General features: G+C 46.0%; 5 protein-coding genes. 3 read left to right on the plus strand and 2 right to left on the minus strand.

Translation table 11 applies throughout. From position 1 onward, the window contains the following. On the minus strand, positions 1-2610 hold a 2610-nt coding region (locus AC1DSE_RS27965; RefSeq protein ID WP_477528542.1), incomplete at its 3' end, for an efflux RND transporter permease subunit. 252 nt (positions 2611-2862) lie between these two features. On the opposite strand from AC1DSE_RS27965, the gene AC1DSE_RS27970 reads away from it, so the two are divergent. The 3 genes from AC1DSE_RS27970 (at position 2863) to AC1DSE_RS27980 (ending at position 5372) form a co-directional block, all read left to right on the plus strand. Next, positions 2863-3627, plus strand: a complete 765-nt coding sequence (locus AC1DSE_RS27970) for an ABC transporter ATP-binding protein (RefSeq protein ID WP_477510126.1) — start codon at positions 2863-2865, stop codon at positions 3625-3627. Further along, the gene (locus AC1DSE_RS27975; RefSeq protein WP_477510125.1) at positions 3624-4643 is read left to right on the plus strand and encodes an ABC transporter permease; all 1020 of its coding nucleotides are present in this window, start codon (positions 3624-3626) and stop codon (positions 4641-4643) included. The genes AC1DSE_RS27970 and AC1DSE_RS27975 overlap by 4 nt, the downstream gene beginning before the upstream one ends. Before the next feature lie 66 nt (positions 4644-4709). Then, entirely contained in the window at positions 4710-5372 is a 663-nt protein-coding gene (locus tag AC1DSE_RS27980) for a TetR/AcrR family transcriptional regulator (RefSeq protein ID WP_477510124.1), read from the plus strand. Positions 5373-5432: 60 nt separating this feature from the next. Here AC1DSE_RS27980 and AC1DSE_RS27985 read toward each other — a convergent pair. After that, a partial coding sequence (locus AC1DSE_RS27985; RefSeq protein ID WP_477528543.1) for an MFS transporter occupies positions 5433-6338 on the minus strand: 906 nt, incomplete at its 5' end.

Here is a 6338-nt window from a genome sequence, read left to right on the forward strand (position 1 = left end):
GCCTGTTACTGCACCGATTGCTGCAAGCGGCAAGGAGATCATAATCGCCAGCGGAGCACGAAGCGTCTTGAACGTCAACACCATGATCAGATAAACAATACCGATGGAAATAAGCGCTGTTAAGCCCAAATCTGCAAAGTCGCTCGATTGGTCAGCCGACGCTCCGCCTACTGCAAGGCTGACGCCATCAGGAAGCTTGAGATCCTTTGTTGCTTTTGATATTTCATCGCCGACGACCGATAGTTCTTTTGGTTCGGCGCTCGCTGTGACACGGATATACGTTTTGCCTTCTTTATGATAGTACAAGGAAGGCTCCTCGGTACGAACCAACTCCGCTACCTTCGACATCGGTGTTGGACCAGACTCTGTCATTACGGTTAATTTCTCTAGTTCTGCCTTTGAATCTGGGTTTACAACAGGCAGCATAATAACCGGAATTTCACTGCCTTCTTGCTGGATCGAACCTATCGGCAAAGGATTAAGCATGCTTTGCAGCTGCATGGCTACCTCTTGGCCTTTGGCAAGGGTAGGATCAACATGGAAGGAATAAACCGACTTTTTCTCCTCTTGATTGCTCTCAACCTTGAGCACACCATCGATAGGTTTAATCGCTGCAATCAACTGGTCTGCGGTTGTAGAGAGCTGCTCCAAGTTTTCACCAGAGACATCGATGTAAATTTGCGATGATCCGCCGCCCATAATTAGATCGGCCGCATCAACCGTCAAGGTTGCGTCCTTATAATTATCCTTCTGAGTCTTGATATTATCCATCAAGAGCTCTGCGTCAACGCCTTCCTTCAAATCTACCATATAAGTAATGAGCGTTGGCGAAGTCACCGAGCCATACTTAGCCGCATCTGCACTATTGCCAAGCATCATCATGACCCATTCAATATCTGGATTTGCAGTTAGATAGGATTCGAATTTCTTCCCTGCTTCGAGTACTTGATCCGCCGGCGTATCGCTCGGATATTGCAGTGCTACATTTAAATTCCCCGCACTTGAGGAATCAAGCGCTCCTTTTGGCATGAACATATAAGCGCCGATCGATCCTGCAAACAGCAATACCGCAATGATTAACGGCACTAATTTATGAGCAAGATTCCAACGAATGAAGGAAGCGAATTTTGGAGAACCAGCATGCTCCTTCTCCTTTGTGCCGCGAAGCAATATTGCACTTAAAAGAGGTACAACTGTCAGCGCTACAAGTAGAGAAGCGAGCAATGAGTAAGCGACTGTCAGCGCGAATGGCAGAAGAAATGCTTGCAATGAACCACGCAGAAGGCCCATTGGCAAAAATACTGCGACTGTAACGAGCGTTGACGAGGTAATGGCCGAAGCCACTTCCTTCGTTGCATCCGTAATTAGCTTAATAGAGAAGGACTCCTTTTGCAGCCTTCTATAAATATTTTCAATAACGACGATACTATCATCGACCAGCCTTCCAACCGCGACGGCTACGCCTCCAAGTGTAATAATGTTAAGTGATACACCAGAGAGCTGGAGAAGATACAGCGTTATGCCAAGCGACAACGGAATCGAAACAATCGTCACGAGCGTTGCTTTAAAGTTGCGCATGAACAATAAAATGACGATGGTTGCGAACAATGCACCAAGCAAAACCTCTCGCAGCATACTATTAACAGAAGATACGACCGAATCAGATGTGCTCAAAATGATGGAAGCATCGATACCTTCCACATCTGCATTTAAACGATCAATCGTTTCTTTGATTGCTTTGCCTACATTCACAGCATTCGCATCAGCAGATTTAGAGACCGTGAACATAATCGCATCTTTGCCGTTCATACGGCTTATGYTTTCTTGGTCTTTGGCGAGCTCAACCGCTGCAACATCCCCAAGCTTCACACCTGCTGCAACAGGAAGCTTGCGCAGTGTTTCCACATCAGATACTTGATCGTACACGTTAATATTGCCATCTGCGCCATCCAACGTGCGTTCCCCGAGTGAAACCGACGCTCCCCTGCCTTGAAGCACGCCCATTAACGCTTGTACCGGAATTCCTGCCTGTGCAAGCTTCTCCGTATCTGGTACGATATGAACCGATGGCGACGATTTGCCGCTAATGCTAACCTCGCCCGCACCCTCGGTCTTTTTAAGCTCCGCAGTTACTTCTTTCAGCTTTGCGTCTTTTTGCTGCTCAGATAATCCTTCATCAAAGGTCAACGTCACCCATGAGATTGGAATCATTGAAGTATTCAATTGCAAGACGAAAGGCTTCATTACATTTGCCGGAAGCTGTACCTGAGCGACCAATTGCTCGACTTCCGTCTTCGCTTCCTTCATATTCGTCTTCGAATTGAAATTCAAGCTGATTTGAGCATAACCATCACCTGATGTAGAGAACATATCCGTTTTTCCTTTAACGAGCGTTACAGCTTCTTCCAAAGGATTTGTGACCATCTGCTCCATCGTCTTCGCGTCATTCCCCGGCCCTATTGCCGTGACCATGACCTGTGGATTATCTGCAGCAGGCAGAAACTCCATCGGCAGCCTCAAATAGCTGATTACCCCCATCACTAAAGCCATAATGACGATCAGTATAATAGCCGCCTTATTTCGGAACGACCATTCCGTCAATTTACTCATTTGTTTCCGACTCCTTCTCCGATTACGGATTTCTTTTTTTGTCTTTTCTAATCATAGAGGGAAAGTATGATTACCAAAAACGTCCAGAGAAGGTTATTGGTTCTCGGCTTTAGTCTTGATTCATCTACGACCAGAGACTGAGGATGTGGACAGCCTGGAATAAAAATGAGTAAGTACTCACTTTTATTTTAGGCATTCTCTGTATATAATTGGGTGGAGTGATTACTCATTTGAGAAAGTGGAGTGTGATCGATGATGACTAACAGTCCAGCAATATTAGCTGAAACAACCTTCGCCGTAGAACTGCAAGACATTAACCGTTCATTTGGGGATCGTACCGTTCTTGATGGCATTACACTTTCTATTCCGCGAGGTGAACTATTTGGTTTATTAGGCCCATCGGGCTCGGGGAAAACAACGTTGATCAAGGTCATGACTGGAATAGACAGGGCAAATGCCGGAACGGTCCGAATGCTTGGCGAGCCCATGCCGCAATTGAAAATGCTGCAAGCCTTTGGATATATGGCTCAATCAGACGCTTTGTATAGTGAATTGACTGGCAAGCAAAACTTAGCGTTTTTTGGGGCTATGTTTGGATTAAAGGGAGCCATACTGCAAGATCGGATTCAAACGGTCTCCAAGCTTGTTGCGCTAACCGATCATCTTCATAAGCAAACGGTTGATTATTCTGGCGGTATGAAACGCCGTCTTTCGCTCGCAATTGCGCTATTGCATGAGCCTGAGCTTCTCGTACTCGATGAACCAACCGTTGGCATTGATCCTGTTTTACGCCAGTCGATTTGGAAAGAGCTATCCGCACTGAGCAAACAAGGCGTGACCATTATTATAACAACTCATGTCATGGACGAGGCCGAGAAATGTGATCGGTTAGGGCTCATACGAAGCGGTAAACTTACAGCCATCGATACGCCTGAAGCACTTAAGCAGCAAGCAGGCTGCGCCACACTCGAAGAGGCGTTCATTGCGCTTGGTCAAAGCAAAGGAGCTGAACAATGAGAATACGTGCGCTCGCCATTCGAATTATTAATCAATTTTTGCGTGATAAACGAACGCTTGCCTTGTTATTTCTTGCTCCCCTATTCATCTTAACTTTAATGAAATTAGTATTTGATGGGCAAGCTGTCTCTCCAGCAATCGGAATGGTTAATGTGCCTGTAGCTTTAACAGAAAAGTTTGAGCAGCTTGATGCTGAAATCACACTTTATGATGAAAGTGCTGCTGCTCAAGCTGCTTTACAAGACGGCAAGCTCGACGCGATATTGGAAGCAACCGGYGGCATGCCTAAACTAACGCTTGAGGGCAGCGATCCCTCCATCAATCGAGCGGTAATATTGCTTATTCAAAGCGTGATGCAACAAGGCTTAGATAAAGCCGCCCCAGCTATATCATACTTGCACGGCGGTCCTGACATGGCTCCATTCGACTCCTTTGGGCCTGTTTTAATAGGCTTCTTCTCGTTTTTCTTTGTTTTCTTACTTGCAGGTGTCTCCTTCCTGCGCGAGCGAACGAGCGGTACTTTGGAGCGCTTATTAGCAACGCCAATTAGGCGAAGCGAAATCGTAGTCGGTTATTTAGCCGGTTTCGGTATTTTCACCCTAATTCAAGCCTGCTTGATCGCCTGGTATTCCGTTCAAGTTCTTGGGATGTACATGGAGGGCAGCATTTTATATATGCTGGTCATTAATTTATTACTATCATTAACAGCGTTAACACTCGGAACACTGTTGTCTTCTTTTGCAAGCAGTGAATTTCAGATCATACAGTTCATTCCTATTGTCATCGTGCCGCAAGCCTTCTTCTCAGGGTTGTTTAACCTTGATGCCATGAACCCCTGGCTGCAAAAGCTAAGTTACCTAATGCCTCTTTACTATGGCGCAGATGCTATGCAGGGAATAATGATACGCGGCGAGCGCTGGAATGATTTTCAGGTAAATGTATATGTGTTGGCGGGATTTTCCTTATTGTTTGCAATATTGAATGTGCTGGCTCTAAAGAAGCACCGCCGTATATAGACATATGTAGACAATAGAACAACTGGTATAATCAAAGGAATGGGTTAACGCGAAGGAGTGTCTTGCATGTCAGAACCGGTGGATCAATGGCTGCAGAAGCTATTGCAACTAGATAACGAAGAAGAAAAAATGACGGAAAAACAATTGAAAATCGTGCAGGCTGCCTCCGAAATCTTTGCTGAGAAGGGCTTTGCCGCCTCTTCTACAAGTGAAATCGCCCAGCGAGCCGGTGTGGCAGAAGGAACTATTTTTCGTCATTATAAAACCAAAAAGGATTTGCTTTTCTCGATTGTTGCGCCTGTTATGGCAAAGTTAATCGCTCCTTTTGTACTTCGCGATTTCTATAAGGTTCTCGAGAGCCGCTTTGACACATTAGATCTTATGCTGCGCGCAATTATAGAAAATCGCATTGCATTTGTTGAGCGTCATGTTCAGGTGTTGAAAATTTTTGTTCAAGAGATTCCTTTTCATCCCGAACTGCTGGACCAATTCCAGAAGCTCATCCTCTCAAAAGTGGTACAAAAATTCAGTATTAGTATTACGCAATTTCAGCAGCAAGGCGTAATCGTTAATTGGGCCCCATTAACTGTCATTCGATTAATCGCCTCATCCTTAATCGGTTATGTCCTTAGCCGTACGTTCATCGGAAAAACAGATGGCATTCACTGGGATGATGAGTTAGAGAAAGAGGCGACTATTACTTTTATTATAAAAGGGCTTGCCCCTTAAGCTCCAAAAGAAAACAAGCCGGTCGCCCATCGCAAGATGAGGAACCGGCTTGTTTTCATTTTATTTTGCAGCGTTAACTTCTGTTTCCGAGGCGCTAGTTTTATCCATTTGACGGAAACGAAACAATAGCAGCAGTGCAGCTAGACATAGTATGCCGCCGAGCAAGTATGGCAGTCCCATTTCTATCGTGAAGAAAAATGAACCGAGCAGCGGGCCGGCAATACGCCCCAAACTGTCCATCGAAGAGCTTAGACCGGATGCTACCCCTTTGCCAACAGTCGTCTTCTGAGTGATGAGCGAGGTGACACATGGCCTAATTAAGGCATTGCCGATTCCGAATACAGCAAGTGACAACGTAGCCCACCAAAGGGAATGTGCGCCTAGTAGCATAAAAAACCCAAGTGCCGAGATGACAAGTCCGATCGCAATATATTTCGGCTCCTCGCCTGTCTTAATTCTCCGCCGCACAACTCCGCCTTGAACGAGTGCTCCCACAAATCCGCAAACAAAAAATAAGATTCCGACCTGAAACGGAGTCACATCAAAACGCCGCATGCCAAAAAACTGCAGGGTCGCTTCCATTCCAGCGAGAGTGAATGTTACAAAAAAGGCTAACACATACAAATATTTAAGCGGTCCTGTAAATGCAGCCCAGCGTGATACACGCTTCTCTGATTGGCTGCTCCGCTGCTCAGGTGTTAGTGATTCCTTGAGCTTTGATGCAGCCAAGATGAACGTTAACAGTGCTAACGCTGATGCTGCATAAAATGGCGTTTCCAGTGAGATCACGCTTAACAAACCGCCAACGCCAGGTCCGATCGTAAAGCCTAGACCGATGGACATCCCAACGAGCCCCATCCCCTTCGTTCTTTCCTCAGGCGATGTAATATCAGCGACATACGCTACAATAACGGAAGCAACCGCCCCCGAGAACAAGCCCCCTAGCACCCTTGAGAGGTACATGAG

Source organism: Paenibacillus sp. 01L418 (genome assembly GCF_056400045.1).

Coding starts and splice junctions, on each gene's coding strand:
- AC1DSE_RS27970 (WP_477510126.1), top strand. CDS start 2,863: ATGATGACTAACAGTCCAGCAATATTAGCTGAAACAACCTTCGCCGTA.
- AC1DSE_RS27980 (WP_477510124.1), top strand. CDS start 4,710: ATGTCAGAACCGGTGGATCAATGGCTGCAGAAGCTATTGCAACTAGAT.